The sequence below is a fragment of the Erwinia persicina NBRC 102418 genome (genome assembly GCF_001571305.1).
In the GTDB taxonomy this organism is placed as follows: domain Bacteria; phylum Pseudomonadota; class Gammaproteobacteria; order Enterobacterales; family Enterobacteriaceae; genus Erwinia; species Erwinia persicina.
The window spans coordinates 235202-250410 of the sequence record NZ_BCTN01000001.1 but is presented as its reverse complement, the minus strand read 5'-3'; the positions used below and the strand labels follow the sequence as shown (position 1 = coordinate 250410).

Sequence of the window (15209 nt, the reverse complement as noted above, 5' to 3'; positions counted from 1 at the left end):
CTTTCTCCGATCGGCCCTTATCTTTTTCAGTCAACAAGACAGATGCGGCAGGTATTCGCGCTGCCAACCTGCCCGACGCTGTCCCCCTGCGACAGCACGACCAGATCCCCTGAATTCAGATAACCTGCCTCTCGCAGCACGGCAATCGCGTCCTGCGCCGACTGCACCCCTTCGGCATGACCGTTAAACAGCACTGGCGTCACGCCACGGTACATCGCGGTGAGATTCAGCGTGGCCTGATGGCGGGAGAGGGCGAAGATCGGCAGAGGTGAGGTGATACGTGACATCATCCTTGCTGTCCGTCCCGACTCGGTCATGGCAATCACCGCTTTAACGCCGGTCAGGTGGTTAGCGGCGTACATGGCAGACATCGCCGTCATCTCTTCGATATTGCTGAACTCAACCTCCAGACGGTGTTTAGAGGTTGTCGTGCCGGGCACCCGTTCTGCCCCCAGGCAGACGTTATGCATGGCGGTTACCGCCTCTACCGGGAAGCTGCCTGCGGCGCTTTCCGCTGAGAGCATAACGGCATCGGTGCCGTCGAGAACGGCGTTCGCCACGTCCATCACCTCTGCGCGGGTGGGCATCGGATTGGTGATCATCGACTCCATCATCTGGGTCGCGGTGATCACCACGCGGTTAAGCTGACGGGAGCGGGCAATCAGGCGTTTCTGCACCGCGACCAGTGCGGCATCGCCAATTTCGACGCCCAGATCGCCGCGCGCCACCATAATCACGTCCGAGGCGAGGATCATATCATCCATGCTTTCCTCGCTGGCGACCACTTCGGCGCGCTCCACTTTCGCCACAATCAGCGCCTTACAGCCCGCTTCCCGCGCCAGCCGACGGGTGAGGCGAAGGTCTTCCCCGCTGCGTGGAAACGACACGGCCAGATAGTCGACGTTCATTCTGGCGGCAGTGAGAATATCGGCTTTGTCCTTTTCGGTCAGGGCATCGGCGGACAGCCCACCGCCCAGCTTATTCACCCCTTTGTTATTGGATAACACTCCGCCGACGGTAATCACGGTGAAAATTTCGCTACCCGCCACGCGCTGCACGCGCAGCTGAATGCGGCCGTCGTCCAGCAGTAAGATATCGCCGGGCACCACGTCGCCCGGCAGGGATTTATAGTCGATGCCGACGCGCTGGTTATCACCCAGCCCTTTTTCCAGCTGTGCATCGAGGATAAACACCTCGCCCACCGTCAGCATCGCCTTACCTTCTTTAAAGGTCGAAACGCGGATCTTCGGCCCCTGAAGATCGCCTAAAATCGCCACCTGACGGCCAAGGCGGTGGGCGACATCGCGGACCTGCTGTGCGCGGGCAATATGGTCATCGGCGGAGCCGTGAGAGAAATTCAGCCTGACGACGTTGGCCCCGGCCTGGATTATTTTCTCGAGGTTATTGTTACGATCGGTCGCGGGGCCTAAGGTGGCAACAATTTTCGTGCGTCTTAATACTTCAGACATGATCACATCCTTGGTTAAATTTCATGTTAGCGCCCCGGCTCGCTGACGGATCAGGCGGCGCGGGGTGTGAAGTCAGCTTGCAGTGGTTTTTTTAATTAAACGGCCAATGTTTTCGCAGGTGCGCGCCATATTTTGCTGGCCTTCCTGCATCAGCGAATGAATATCCGCCGCGTGCGGAATAATACCGAAAATCGCATCAATACCTGTGTCATAGAGTGACGCCACATCATCGCCAATACTGCCTGCCACGGCAATCACCGGCACATTATGCTGGCTGGCAATCCGGGCCACGCCGTAAGGCGTTTTGCCAAAACGGGTCTGGCTGTCAATACGGCCCTCACCGGTGAAGCAAAAATCGGCGCCGGCCATTTTGTCGCTCAGGCCACTGTACTCGACAACAATGTCAATTCCTTTACGCAGCGTGCAGGGGGTAAACGCCATCAGTCCGGCCCCCAGGCCGCCAGCGGCACCTGCGCCGGGCAGGGTGGCCACATCCTTACCCAACTGCTGTGACACAACTGCCGCGTAGTGTGCCAGGTTGCGATCCAGCAGGGCGACCATCTCCGGGGTGGCTCCTTTTTGCGGCCCGAAGACGGCGGATGCGCCTTCGGGGCCGCACAGCGGGCTGGTCACATCGCAGGCCACCTGAATGTCGACACCGGCCAGCCTGCTGTCCAGCGCGGTGATATCAATATGATGCAGCGCGCCCAGCCCGCCGCCTCCCGCTGGCAGCCGGTTGCCCTGGCGATCGAAAAAGCCGACACCCAGCGCCTCCGCCATCCCCGCACCGCCGTCGTTGGTGGCGCTGCCGCCCAGCCCGAGAATGATTTTTTTAATGCCGCGATCGAGGCAGGCCAGGATCAGCTCTCCGGTGCCCCGGCTGGTGGTCAGCAGCGGATTGCGGGTGTGCTGATCCACATAATGAATGCCGCTGGCCGAGGCCATCTCAATCACCGCGGTATCCCCCCGGCCCATGATGCCGAAGCAGGCGGTGACCGGGGTCCCGAGCGGGCCGGTCACCGAAAGCGAAATCAGCTGTCCGCCGGTGGCATCAATCAGCGACTGGGTGGTGCCTTCGCCGCCGTCTGCCATGGGAACGTGAAGATAGCGGGCATCAGGGAAGACGCGTCTGAGTCCGGTTTCCATCGCGATGCAGACCTGCTTTGCGGTCATGCTCTCTTTAAAGGAGTCAGGGGCTAATACAAAGGTCTTTTTCATCCGGGAGCCTTATTTTAATCTGCAAATCGTGGGGAGGATGATGATCAGCGTCATACGTTGCCGGAGGAATGTCAATAAACGCCCCGGTGGCTGCCCGTGGGATCATACGGCAGGACAGGGTCAGGCGGGCGCAGGGAGCCGCAGACGACAGCCCGTTTACCCGGCGTGGAGGGCTGTCAGAACAGAAAAGAGAATAAATTACAGGGAAAGAGAAAAGTGTTTATTCAGCTGTAAGCGGCCTTTTGCCGTCAGCGTCACCACCCGATAGCCAGGTGTTCGCGTCAGCCAGCCCTGTTTTTCGCCGTGCTGAAACAGTGCGGCCCCCACGTAGCCGCCCACGTGAAAGCATCGCTCACTCCAGTCCAGACAGGCGCAGCAGTTTTTACGCCGCGTGGCCGCCTCTGGTGGGATCCCCATGTCCGCCAGTTTCACTCTGCCAGCGGCGGTCAGCGCCTCGCCATCATCGCTCAGCCACTGTTCCCTGAGCATGGCATCATAAATCTGTACTGCCACTTCTCCCGCCAGATGGTCGTAACAGGTCCGGGCAAAACGCATATCAAGTGGGGTACGGGATACCGGGCCGGGGACGCGCCGCCATGAGACACCCATCATGGTTTCAATCAGCTGCGCAATATCACTGCCCGCCAGCCGGTAGTAGCGGTGCCGCCCCTGGGACAGGCAGACGATCAGCTGACTCTGTACCAGTCGCGCCAGGTGGGCGCTGGCGGTGGACGAGGCGACACCGGCCGCCGCGCTTAACTCGGTAGCCGTCCACGCCCGCCCGTCCATTAAGGCACAGAGCATTCTGACCCGGGATGTCTCGGCCAGGGCCGCCGCCACGGCGACCATAGCCGACTCCAGCAGGGGTTCATCATCGGTGACTACCGTCAGTTTCTGCATATTCACTCTGCTGTTACGGCCCAGGGTCGGGTCACGCGTTCGGCGACGGCGGGGTTATCCGTCACCAGGATTAACTGATTAGCATGATCGCTGTACTGCGTGCAAACGGAGACTCCGGCCCCGGCCAGCGCGGCGGCAATCTCGCCCAGTTCCCCCGGGCGAAGCTGCGGCAGCTTGCGGATCAGCGGCTGGCAGACATTCTCTACCTGAAATCCCGCCGCCTCAAGCACCTGACGCGCACGTGGGCCTTCTTCCACCAGAAAATGGGCATGGCTGACCTCGCCGGCGCTGAATACACCGCCGCCTTCCAGCCCGATGCCGTTGCGCCCCAGCAGGCCAGCCAGGGCGGCGAGGGCCCCGGGAGTATTGGGTAACAGGATATGGAGATCAAACATGCTGTAGTCCTTGCGTATCAGAGGCGTAGTCGCGCACTACCTGAGCAATGCGGATGCGGTAATAAGAGAAGATCGACTCGCGACCTTCACGCTGTGCAGCCTGGTGGAAAATATTCTCTTTCCAGGCCAGTACGGCGGCTTCATCCCGCCACCAGGACAGTGACAGGATCCGGTCTTCGCAGGCCAGGCTGCGAAAACGTTCGATGGCGATAAACCCGTCAATCTCCTCCAGCAGCGGTTTCAGTTCTGCGGCCAGATGCAGGTAACGTGTTTGCCCGTCAGGGCTTATTTCGGCTTCAAAAAGGACGGCGATCATCAGTACGCTCTCGTAGCAGGGGAGAGGCCACTTTACTGCGTATAAATATGAATACTTCGGTGAGGAACGAAACGTGGATGGAGGGGACGCTGCGTTTTACTGCAAGGGTGTGTTCAGGGAATAAAATGGAGTTTCAGAGGGAGAAGCGAATCACGGATTATTAATGTTTTATCGAGCCTGAGTTCTTGTCTTTTTTCACCAAACAACGATTGCTCTACAAAATGAAAAATCATGGGTCCAAACTTTATCAGCATGTTGATCATGATCTCTCTAGAATATTGATGAAGTTATCAAGAACAGCATCAAATGATTTTTTTTAGAATTAAAAATGCTCTCATAAATGGTTTAATGGTGTTTTTACTAAAAAGTAGAAAAGGTTCAGGTTGCCTAAATGACTCATTATCCAATAAATTACAGGGAACTCTACCATCAATACTCTTGAGGGGTAAACGACTCTTGATACCATAGATCCTAATCCTAAACATGAGGTGATAACAAAACTACTTGCTATTTTAAATTCTATTCTGGAAGAAAAAATGGCGTCAATCACTGATGCATAAGAAAAAATTCAGCCAGCAACCCCGTTTTTATGAGAATGAGGTGGATATCGATTGGAATCCAAAAATCGGTGCAGACTGGCAAAAAACTCCGTCAGCAAGACCGGGAATTGATTTTGGAATAAACTGAACGGTTACTATTAAATAAACCCAAAGCCGTAGTTGGTTTTAATGGGAAGTTACAGCATACATTTTCCAATCTAAATGATATGCTCAACCACTAAGGATATAACAGTTTATACAGGAGGTAATGTTATGTTTTTTGACTCTTTTGTTGCAATTTTTTTTGGCTGCATGTTCGCCATTACGCTAAGTGAAGTAACGCGATTTTTTTTCAGGATAAAACGGTGGGGTCATGCTCAAATGCTCCTGATCTCTCCGTTGCTATTAGCAATGCCAGTCTTGTTCTATGGAGTGATGGATTCCTATGAAGGTACTTTGAGTGGACTAGGGAGTATTACCCCTTTAACAGGCGCTATCTATGGAACAGGAATGTTTCTGATTGGCTGGTTGTTCAGTGCTATTGCAAATATAGGGGACAAGAAAAGATTTTTTTGCTGCCTTTTTCTTTACCTGTCCACCGCAACATATATGGTCTATCACTCGCTGATGGACGTCGCACGACCTGTTATTGGTTAAGGGCGTCTTCCCACGGTAACAGATGAGTTGATTTTATTTTTACCCAATCTACATCGGAGAACACGACAAAATCCCCTCCTAATCCAGTCGTTTCTCTGAAGGCAAGAAAATCTGAATTACGCACATCAGCGACTTTGAGCACATTCTTACCGCTGTATACGTTCATACCATTTATAGCCGCAGCGGCTGACCCGCCTCGCGTGAGGATACTGTCTTTTGTCCAAAAACCCAGACGCTGATCTGAGCCATCATCGTTGTTAAAATCATAAAAATCTTTGACATATACCCCAACATATTCTGATTCAATGTAAACTTTTCCGTCAGAATCACGAAATGCGGTACCTATTACGGCACATTTCATGTTGTACGTCCCAAGTGAGCCGAATACATCGTCAATCGTATCAAACAGTACGTGGGTGACGGCATTATCTCCGACCGCAAGGTAATTATTTTGATAATATTGCTCCAGTTCTCTTGCTGACATGCCTGGGCGATCAAGAATATTGCGTCTTCCAAAGATGTATGAATTTTGCCCATCCCATCCAAGAAGTTTCAATCTGTCAGCGATCATACGCAGGCCAGCAGGTGAGAAAGCTCGCTTTCGTATCAGTTCTTCAGCTGATTTCTTTGCGTAAGGATATTGCATAAGCCATGACATTTTTATTGTCATGTCATCACAGTGCTCATCCGGTAGATAAAGACCCTTTGGCAATGTCTGCCACGCTTCAGGACATTTCCATGCCGGGGACTTAAGCCAGCGTGTCATGAGCGCTGCTGACTTACTCCATCCCATCTTCCTCATAGCTGCCGGAATATCAGTAATCTTCAATGGTTCGATATTAACCTCGGAAGACGAACTCCGGCCGTTGGGTCTGGTTTTTTGCGACTCAATCAAAAAGAATGTATCTTTTTCGAGTGCGTTGTATGGGCCAAGATTGATCCTGACAGTCATATAACACTCCTTATTTTAAGGCTGGGCGAGGGGCTTTGATCGCCAGGTGTATTTTTTTAGATTCAGATAAATTAACCACTGAGGAAGTTCGGCAACTGAACTTGCTTTTTGTCGCTGTGCCAATATCAAGTAGATTCCCGTCACTGTATATAAGATACTCTACGGGGTGGTGGGAGTGATTGTTAATGGTGAAGCGGTGGGAATATCCACCGTCAGTCTGTTGGTTTTTTCGAGCCTGCACCCTTAATTGATTTCTTCTTCGAATTTTCGATGCTGCAAAACTTTCAGTGGTTTCTTCTATCCGATAGCTAAATCCAAGCCGATGAATGGCGACAGCGCCACAGGATGTTGAATGTCCCTCAAGTACACGTTGTTTACCCTGGACTCGATAACGGTTCGTTCCTTCAATAAATTTTGACCAGCATTGACATGTAGGGCATCAAAATTTATGACCGACTAATACTGCATTGTGTGATGAATTTTTTTCTCCCCAGGTGTTAGTGGGTTCCCCCTCAGTGAGGATCCCGCCGTGTGTGGTTGTGTCACCCGTCCAGATAGCATAGCGCATCATGTCATAAGCCTCTCGATGGGAGTCTGGTAAGTGATTCCTTATTTTTGATTAGCTTAGTGGTGGGTTTAGATGAAGAGATAATGTCCACTTCTACACTCCTTTGAGTTGTATTCAATTATCACTGGTGCAAGGTGTTTATAATCTTATAAAGGATGGATGGTAAGGTGATGTGGTAATTCCAACGCAAAACAGAGTTATCACTACGGGATGAATGTCATTGAAAGTGGATTTAATAATAATTTTGTTCATGAAGGTCTGCTTTGTGAGGGGAAGTGATTCTGTAAATTATATCGTTACAATGAAGTTAATTTAACATTGTGATATATAAGGCAGTATCAATATAAAGTCCATTTTAAAACTAATGTGAAGAATGTCTTATTTTTTATTTCAAACTCTGGGCTTGTTAAATATTAGCGTTATTAGAATAGACAACCGCAGCGCTATCGCGCTGATAGCGCTGCGGGAAAAATATTAAAGCCGGGCAATCCTCAGCAGATCGTCTCTGGCTCCCGGTGCCACCGCCAGCACCGGCGCTCCGCGCAGCAGGTGGTCACCCTCGGTGTTGAACGGGTGCGTCCAGCCGCCAGCTTCACTGACCAGGCAGTAACCCGCCAGGCAGTCCCAGGCGTGCATATAAGGTTCGTAATAGCCGACCAGGCGTCCGGCAGCCACATAAGCCAGCATCATCGCTCCTGACCCGTTACGGAAGAAATTACCGCCGACGGCGATAATCCCGGCGGCAATTTCACCCACCCGCTCCGGGGTGACATAGCTGTTGGCACCAAAACCGGTGACGTGGTTCTGCATGGTACGCGCCGGGTCCACGCGCAGCGGCCTGCCGTTGAGCGTTGCGCCCTGGCCACGGGCAGCGACAAAGCACTCCTGCTGACACGGGGCCATAATCACCCCAATCACCGGCTCACCGCCGGCAATCACCGCAATCGATACGCACCAGTTCGGCATGCCGTTAACAAACGGGCTGGTGCCGTCAATCGGATCCACCACCCAGGTGAAACCCGACTGACCCGCCTTTAAGCCGAACTCTTCACCGAGAAAACCGTCTTCCGGGAAGGCAGCGGCAATCTGCCCGCTGATCAGCTGCTCAACGTCGCGATCGGCAATCGACACCACATCCTGGGCATCGCGTTTTGTTTCAATCACCAGCTGGTCGCGACGGTTAAAAAAGTCCAGCGCTTTAGCGCCAGCCTCGCGTGCCACCCGTTCGGCCAGCGCCAGGCGGCGGGAAATATCGTCACTCATATGCAGTCCTTATTAAAGAGGGTTCACTGGGCAATCAGCGCCAGACCCTGAGGTTTGAAATCCACGGCGACACCGGTGCCCGGTGCCAGCTGGCCTTCCATCTGTACATCGATAATAAACAGTGCGCCCAGCGCGGTCTGAACTTCATATTCAATATGATCCCCCAGCCAGGTGCTGTGGGTGACTTCGCCGTTAAGCGCCCCGGTCGGATCGGTACGCAGCGTAATAAACTGCGGCCGCACCGACAGCTGCGCCGATCCGGGGCGGGCGTGAGCACCGGGAACGCGATACTCGCGGTTGCCCAGAGCCACTACGGCTTCATTGCCTTCTATCCGGCGAATATCGCAGGGCAGGATATTGGCTTCGCCCATAAAATCAGCGATAAACACCGAGGCGGGCGACTGATACAGCTCCTGCGGCGCACCCTGTTGGGCAATATGCCCCTCTTTCATGACAATTATCTTATCGGAAACCGCCAGTGCCTCTTCCTGATCGTGGGTAACGTACACCGCCGTAAAGCCCAGGCGCTGCTGCAGGTCGCGGATCTCGGTGCGCACGCGGCGGCGCAGGCGTTCATCCAGGTTAGAAAGCGGTTCGTCCAGCAGCAGCACCTGCGGCTCCAGCACCAGCGCACGCGCTACGGCGATACGCTGCTGCTGGCCACCCGACAGCTCCGCCGGTAAGCGCTGGCCCATGCTCTCCAGCCCGACCAGCTTCAGCCCTTCACGGGCGCGATCCTGCGCCTCTTTTTTGGACAGCCCGCCGGACAGCAGGCCGTACATCACGTTATCCAGCGCGTTCATGTGCGGGAAGAGGGCATAAGACTGAAACACCATCGCCACGTCGCGCTCGTTGGCGGGCAGATGGGTGACATCCTTACCGCCAATCAGAATCCGCCCGGAGGTGGGGTGCTCCAGCCCGGCCAGCAGGCGCAGCGTGGTGGTTTTGCCGCAGCCGCTGGGCCCGAGCAGCGTCACCAGCGTGCCCGGCTCCACGGTCATCGACAGGCCGGGCAGGGCGTTAAAATCGGCAAACTGTTTGGTGACATTGTCAAATACCACCGAGCCTGAGCGAATGGTCGTCATACGGCACTCTCCTGATGTAAAGCCGGGGGCGTGGCCACCGGGGCTGCAGCAATGCGGGTGGCGCGGCGCAGGCGGCGTTCACCGACCAGCAGCTGGAAAGTGATAATCACTGCCAGCATCACCACAATAAGAACGGAGGAGTAGGCGATAGCTACGCCGTATTCTCCGTTTTCGACCAGGCCTACGATGTACGAGGTGGCCATGTTGTACTGCGCGCTGACAAGGAAAATCACTGCGCTGATGGAGGTGATCGCGCGGACGAAGGCATACACCAGCGCGGCGCTGATCGCTGGTTTCAGCAGCGGCAGGATCACCTTCCGCAGCGTGCGGAAGCTGCTGGCCCCCAGCGTCAGCGAGGCTTCATCCAGGCTGCGGTCGAGCTGGCTCATCGCGGCAATCCCGCCGCGCACGCCCACCGGCATGTTACGGAAGACAAAGCACGCCACGAGGATCAGCGCGGTCCCGGTGATCTCCAGCGGCGGCAGGTTGTAGGCCATGATGTAGCTGACGCCAATGACCGTGCCGGGAATGGCAAAACTGAGCATCAGCATAAACTCGAAGGTCTGACGTCCGGCAAACTTCTGCCGCACGATCAGCCAGGCAGTCAGCAGGCCAACGATGGCAGTCAGTGGCGCGGCGATCAGGGCAATCTCCATCGTGGTCCAGAACGAGTTCCAGGCCACGCCGGTCCAGACCATTTGCCCTTCGCCCCAGTGGAAGCCAAAGGCCCGGGCGTAGTGCGCCAGCGTCAGGCTGCTGTCCAGGCCCCACGACTGCACAAAGCCGCCAATCAGAATCATGCCGTAGATCACCAGGGTAAACAGGCCCCACGGGATCACCAGCGCATAGACGCCGTAGCGCAGCGCGCGCGGCAGCCCGCAGTGCTGGCCGGAGTCTCCTTTGCCGGTGACGGTGGCAAAGTTTTTACCCGACAGCCACAGGCGCTGGAGAATAAAGGCGCTGAGGGTGAAGCACAGCAGGATCATTGCCAGCACCGCCGCCCGGCTCGGGTCGTTCTGCGCCCCGACCACCGAGAAGAAGATCTCCGTCGACAGTACGCCGTGGCTGCCGCCCAGCACCATTGGATTGCCGAAGTCGGCCATACTCTCGATAAAGCTGATCAGGAACGCATTGGCCAGCCCCGGGGCCATCAGCGGCAGGGACACATAGCGGAAGGTGCGCCAGCGGTTAGCGCGCAGCGTCTGGGAGGCTTCTTCCAGCGACGGGCTGACGCCTTCGACCACGCCAATCAGCACCAGGAAGGCGATGGGCGTAAACGACAGCACCTGGGCTATCCAGATGCCGGTCAGCCCGTACAGCCAGCGACCCGGTTCGATGCTAAACAGCGTTGCCAGCAGCTCGGTGACCACGCCAGCGCGACCGAACAGCAGCATCAGCGCGAGGCCAATAACAAACGGCGGCGTGATAATGGGCAGCACGGTCAGCATGCGCAGCGCTTTTTTAAACGGCAGCGGCGTACGGGTTGCCGCCAGTGCAAAGGCCAGACCGAGCAGCGTTGAGCCTCCGGCGGTCATCAGCGCCAGCCACAGCGTGCGCCAGGCGGTGCCACAGCCGCCGCTGCCGGTCAGGCAGCCGAGGCTCCAGATCGCCGGATCCTGAATACTGGCGATCATCCCGTCCGGTTTAAAGGAACCGTCCACGTCCTGTACTGAGGCGACAAACATGCTCAGTACCGGATACAGCACGAAGGTGGTAACCAGCGCCACCAGCAGCACGATGGCGGCCACCACAAAGGCGTCACCGCGCAGCACGCCGCGCTCTGCCAGCGCAAACGAGAACAGCAGCAAAAAGGTGGTCAGCAGCAGAATCGCTCCGGCACCAAAGGCAGGCTGCCCGTCGCTGAGTGCGCCAAACAGCTGTTCGCTCCACAGCCAGTTCCAGCCGGTATAGCCGATAGCATGGCCTTCAAACAGCAGGAACAGGACGCCAGCGGTCGCGGCCCCCATGATCAGCACGCTGCGCTTATTGCCGACGGGCAGCAGGCGGCCCAGCCCGGCGGTCAGCAGCATCAGCACGGCGACAGCCAGCCACGGACGCTGGAACAGCGCAATCTGCCACAGGGCCGGTGCGCTGTCGCGATCCATCCAGAGGGTTGTCACCCAGCTAAAATCGAAAAAACCGGCTTCCAGGCTGTACCAGGGCAACAGCAGGATGGCAAATGCGCCCAGCGCTAAAGCCCCGTTCAGGCGGCGGTTTTGAGCATTCATCATGACCTCGATCGTTCATTGCTCTGCCTCCCGCCAGGGCGGGAGGGGGAGGGGGCGGGATTATTGTGCGCTGGCACCGATCTCTTTGTCCCAGCGGCTGAGCAGGGCTTTGCGTTTAGTCGAGTCGCCATAGGTTTTAAAGTCGTAGTCGATCAGTTTGATGTTTTCGAAGCGCGGGGCATATTCAGAGATGGCCGCATTTTTGTTCGACGGGAGCTGGAAGGATTTAGCGTCTTTCATATGGGACTGCGCGTCAGCACTCAGCGCCCAGTCGTACCACACTTTGGCGGTCTTCAGGTTTCGCGCGCCTTTCACGATTGACATCGAACCGATCTCATAGCCGGTGCCTTCACAGGGGGCGACGGCTTTGATCGGGAAGCCATCCACCTGCATAGCGACGGCATCATGCATAAAGACGATGCCGATGGTGGTTTCGCCGCGTGCGGCCGCTTTCACCGGAGCCGAGCCGGATTTCGTGTACTGAGAGATATTGGCGTTGAGTTTTTTCAGATAGTCGAAGGCTTTCTCTTCGCCCATGATCTGCACCAGCGTGGCCAGCGTATTGTAGGCCGTACCGGAGGAGTTCGGATTAGCCATCTGGATTTCCCCTTTCCACGACGGGTCCAGCAGGTCGGCCCAGCATGCCGGGGCTTTGTGTTTTTTCTCTGCGACCAGTTTGGTGTTGTAACCCCAGCCCAGCGCCCCGGCATACACGCCGACGGTACGGTACTGTGCGCTTTCCGCCTGCTTGCGCGCCCAGTCCTGCTGCTGGTCGAGCAGCGGGGACTGATAGGCCTGAGTGAGGCCTTCATCGGCGGCCTGCATATGCGGGTCACCGGTGCCTGCCCACCAGATATCGGTGCGCGGGTTGCGGGCTTCGGTGCGGATACGGGCGTAGGCTTCCCCTGCGGAGAGGCGCACCATACTGACTTTGATATCCGGGTGCTGTTTTTCGAACAGGTTGGTCATCTGTTCACAGACAACCACATCGGCGGAGCAGATCATATTCAGCTTTTCTGCGGCCTGAGCCGGCAGGGCGGTGAGCGCAGAGCCGGCGGCGATGACCGCCATCAGAGTGATGCGATGCATGGTGTTCTCCTTCGGTGTAGGGTCGGCGATACGTTGTCGCCGGTTTTTATGTGCATATGTTTTGCACGTGTGTGCAATTAATTAATGGTTAATAATTACCCTGTCAATCGTGCTGTGATGCAATTCAGTTGCTGCGTCACAAAAATGAAACAATTACACAACATAAATAATTGCACAGCCGTGCAAAGTGCGACAGACTCACAGCAGGTCAACCCTGCGGACAACGTAAAACCATGGAAAAAGCAGCAGTCAGTGCGAAAGACGTCGCCGAGCGGGCGGGGGTATCCCGTTCGGCGGTCTCACGAACCTTTACGCCGGGAGCCAGCGTATCGGCAGCCACGCGTAAAAGGGTGATGCAGGCGGCCGAAGCCCTGGGCTATCACGTTAATCATCTGGCGCGAGGTCTGGTAAGTAACCGCAGTGGTATCGTCTGCCTGATTGTCTCGGATCTGGCGACCCCGTATCGTGCCAGCCTGGTACGGCTGGTCACCCAGCACCTGCAGGAAGCGGGGAAAATTGCCATGCTCATCAATACTGACCGCTCCGATGACAGCGTGTCTCAGGCGTTGCAGCAGGCGATTAACTTCCGCGCAGACGCCTCGTTTGTGCTCTCCGGGATGCCGGAAAGCGCCATCGCACGGCTGTGTCATAAGCACGGGCAGCGTCTGGTACTGATTAACCGTGACGACGTGCTGCCGGGATCACTGAGTATCAATCTTGATAACGGAGAGGCAGCCAGCCGGGTGGTGATGGCCTTTGCCCGGGCGGGCTGCCAGCACGTGGCCTTTGCCAACTCGCTGGCGGGAACGCCCAGCCTGATGGCGCGTGAAAATGGGTTTATCCAGGCCGCCGTTGCCGCGGGTATGAAGGTGAGCGTGGAACGTTTCGGTACCACCTCGTACGAGAGCGGGCAGATCCTCGCACATCGTCTGCTGACCCGCCGCGACCGCCCGCAGGCGGTATTCTGCGTCACCGATCTGCTGGCGTGCGGGTTTATGGATGAGGCGCGTCACCGCTTCTCGCTGCGTATTCCCGACGATCTCTGCGTGGCGGGTTACGATGATATTCCCCAGGCGGCCTGGTCCTCCTATCATCTGACCACCTTTACGCAGCCGGTCGAACAGTTTGCCCGCGACTCGGTTGCCTGGCTGGTGAGTGAGGAGCGGCGTGAAGACAGCCAGCCCCCGGCGCTGGAGCAGGAGATGCCGGGTGAAACGCGGATGTATCACGCGGACTTTATCTGGCGTGGGACGATACGCGGCGGGTAACCGGACAACACACGGACATTCCGTGTGGGCACCTCCCGCTCCCCACTCTCCGGGTGCCGCTGTGGTTTACCCCCCCGCAGAACGTGCTGCTGACGCCCGCCACCTTCAGTCGTTAACCGGTCTGTAGGTTATTATTCTCCTTTTCTCCCGGGCAATGAAACATCAACTTTAATATTATTTAAGAAAACGAAGATGCACGGTTTTTTATTTTTCTCTTTTTTTCGTGCTTTATTATTCGTGGTTTATTTATTATTTTTTTGACTGTCCTTATGCGGGATGGTTTTTTTATCTGTCGGTGAAATATAAGGTTTTTTATCAAAAGATATTTCCCACTCCAGACAGGTAACGGTGCCGGGAGGCATGAATAGAAAAGGCTTCTGTATTATGAAACAACCCCTCGCCAAGCAGGTCATTATTGTCTACTATCTAACTCAAGTCCTTACCTGATGAAGTTATTAAAATGGAAATAAAGAAAACAGACCCCAAGCCACGCACCAAACCGGCAGAAGTCCGTCTTGATGAACTGATGGATGCCGCACAGCATCTGTTTATCACCAAGGGATTTGAAGCAACGACCATCAGCGAGATCGTACGCGATGCGCAGGTGGCAAAGGGAACCTTCTATCATTACTTTCCGTCGAAAAATGAGATGCTCTCCGCACTGCGCGAGCGGTTTACCCGACACTTTATCGGGCAGATCCAGCAGGCAGTGGACGCCTGTCCACCCCGGGACAGCATAGCGCGGCTGCGCGCCTGGTGTGATGCCGGTATCACCGCCTATTTTGACGGCATGGCGCTGCATGACGCGTTGTATCACGACCACCATTATCACACGCGTGGCAATCAGGATCGGGATGCGGTGCTGGATCAGATACTGACGATTCTGAATGAGGGCAGCGCCTGTGGGGCATGGCAGCTGGATAATCCACGCCTGACCGCCATTCTGATGTATCACGGCATGCACGGGGCCGTTGATGACGCGGTCGTCAGCGTGGAAAGCGATAAAACCCGTCTGGGCCAGCAGCTGGCAGAGGAGTTTCTGCGCCTGTTGGGCCATCGTCCGTCCTAATCAGTCAAAGGGACGTCACCGCTACGTCTCTTTGCCCCTTCAGTGATTTCCCTCCCTCCTGTTCTGTGCCTTATACCCTTACAAGCATAAGTTTTATTAATTAATTCATTTTACATTGTGCCCCGCTTCCGTCATAAAAAAGGTGTTGACCGACTGGCGGTCAGTGATAATAATAATCACTTTCATTAACCTG

13 protein-coding genes and 1 pseudogene are annotated in these 15209 nt (G+C 55.7%); 4 read left to right on the top strand and 10 right to left on the bottom strand.

Annotated features, from left to right (window positions below; genetic code table 11):
• Positions 1-26: 26 nt before the first annotated feature.
• The 5 genes from pyk to EPE01S_RS01125 form a co-directional block, all read right to left on the bottom strand.
• Positions 27-1469, bottom strand: coding sequence for a pyruvate kinase (gene pyk / locus EPE01S_RS01145; protein WP_062742732.1), 1443 nt, complete (start codon positions 1467-1469; stop codon positions 27-29).
• A gap of 72 nt (positions 1470-1541) precedes the next feature.
• The gene (locus tag EPE01S_RS01140; protein ID WP_062742731.1) at positions 1542-2687 is read right to left on the bottom strand and encodes a glycerate kinase family protein; all 1146 of its coding nucleotides are present in this window, start codon (positions 2685-2687) and stop codon (positions 1542-1544) included.
• A gap of 198 nt (positions 2688-2885) precedes the next feature.
• Entirely contained in the window at positions 2886-3587 is a 702-nt protein-coding gene (locus EPE01S_RS01135) for an ArsR/SmtB family transcription factor (protein WP_062742730.1), read from the bottom strand.
• Between the two features lie 2 nt (positions 3588-3589).
• Positions 3590-3982 carry a hypothetical protein gene (locus EPE01S_RS01130; RefSeq protein WP_062742729.1) on the bottom strand — a complete coding sequence of 131 codons (393 nt, stop codon included), beginning with the start codon at positions 3980-3982 and terminating at the stop codon, positions 3590-3592.
• Positions 3975-4298 (bottom strand): antibiotic biosynthesis monooxygenase family protein, encoded by a 324-nt coding sequence (locus EPE01S_RS01125; RefSeq protein WP_062742728.1) that lies wholly within the window; start codon positions 4296-4298, stop codon positions 3975-3977. Before EPE01S_RS01125 ends, EPE01S_RS01130 begins: the two co-directional genes overlap by 8 nt.
• A gap of 527 nt (positions 4299-4825) precedes the next feature.
• Here EPE01S_RS01125 and EPE01S_RS23855 point away from each other — a divergent pair.
• A pseudogene (locus EPE01S_RS23855) lies at positions 4826-4937 on the top strand (IS630 family transposase); the annotation flags it as partial.
• 173 nt (positions 4938-5110) lie between these two features.
• A complete protein-coding gene (locus tag EPE01S_RS01120) occupies positions 5111-5494 on the top strand; it encodes a hypothetical protein (protein ID WP_062742727.1) in 384 nt (127 codons plus the stop codon).
• On the opposite strand, the gene EPE01S_RS01115 is transcribed toward EPE01S_RS01120, so the two are convergent.
• The 5 genes from EPE01S_RS01115 to EPE01S_RS01095 all read right to left on the bottom strand — a co-directional run bounded on the left by EPE01S_RS01115 (position 5484) and on the right by EPE01S_RS01095 (position 12679).
• Positions 5484-6446: a DUF6402 family protein gene (locus EPE01S_RS01115; RefSeq protein WP_062742726.1), complete on the bottom strand. Its 963-nt coding sequence runs from the start codon at positions 6444-6446 to the stop codon at positions 5484-5486. The two genes, EPE01S_RS01120 and EPE01S_RS01115, sit on opposite strands and share 11 nt — an antisense overlap.
• Before the next feature lie 1042 nt (positions 6447-7488).
• On the bottom strand, positions 7489-8277 hold the full coding sequence (locus EPE01S_RS01110) for an inositol monophosphatase family protein (protein ID WP_062742725.1): 789 nt from the start codon (positions 8275-8277) through the stop codon (positions 7489-7491).
• A gap of 23 nt (positions 8278-8300) precedes the next feature.
• The gene (locus EPE01S_RS01105; RefSeq protein ID WP_062742724.1) at positions 8301-9362 is read right to left on the bottom strand and encodes an ABC transporter ATP-binding protein; all 1062 of its coding nucleotides are present in this window, start codon (positions 9360-9362) and stop codon (positions 8301-8303) included.
• Positions 9359-11590 (bottom strand): ABC transporter permease, encoded by a 2232-nt coding sequence (locus EPE01S_RS01100; protein WP_062743087.1) that lies wholly within the window; start codon positions 11588-11590, stop codon positions 9359-9361. The genes EPE01S_RS01105 and EPE01S_RS01100 overlap by 4 nt, the downstream gene beginning before the upstream one ends.
• Before the next feature lie 60 nt (positions 11591-11650).
• Complete coding sequence (locus EPE01S_RS01095; protein WP_062742723.1) at positions 11651-12679, bottom strand: ABC transporter substrate-binding protein; 1029 nt, start codon at positions 12677-12679, stop codon at positions 11651-11653.
• A gap of 233 nt (positions 12680-12912) precedes the next feature.
• Between EPE01S_RS01095 and EPE01S_RS01090 the strand changes: the two genes are divergently transcribed.
• Positions 12913-13947: a LacI family DNA-binding transcriptional regulator gene (locus EPE01S_RS01090; protein ID WP_062742722.1), complete on the top strand. Its 1035-nt coding sequence runs from the start codon at positions 12913-12915 to the stop codon at positions 13945-13947.
• Positions 13948-14407: 460 nt separating this feature from the next.
• On the top strand, positions 14408-15016 hold the full coding sequence (locus tag EPE01S_RS01085) for a TetR/AcrR family transcriptional regulator (RefSeq protein WP_062742721.1): 609 nt from the start codon (positions 14408-14410) through the stop codon (positions 15014-15016).
• Positions 15017-15209: the final 193 nt, after the last annotated feature.